The 226-nt window shown below is 61.1% G+C and carries 1 protein-coding gene; it reads right to left on the reverse strand.

Features of this window, described 5'->3' with window-relative positions; translation table 11 throughout:
• The coding region (locus tag C7H52_RS00010; protein ID WP_146129989.1) for an IS110 family transposase at window positions 1-226 on the reverse strand (226 nt) is incomplete at both ends.

The raw sequence follows: 226 nt of genomic DNA on the forward strand, positions 1-226 counted from the left end.
AGGCAGGATTATGCCGCGTTCTAACAGGACGGCGCGCAGTTGGTTGGTCAACCGCGTCCGCTCCGCAACCAGCCTTGCACGCGCCCTGTGCAGGATCTGCAAATCGAGCTGAGCTTCGCTTTTTGGCGTCACCAGGCGCATGGTTGGCCGGGTCGCGGCTTCCGCGATGGCCTCCGCATCTCGATCATCGGTCTTCTGCGCTTTGACGTAGGGCTGAACATATTCC

The organism is Aurantibacter aestuarii (assembly GCF_003008425.1).
GTDB lineage: Bacteria > Bacteroidota > Bacteroidia > Flavobacteriales > Flavobacteriaceae > Aurantibacter > Aurantibacter aestuarii.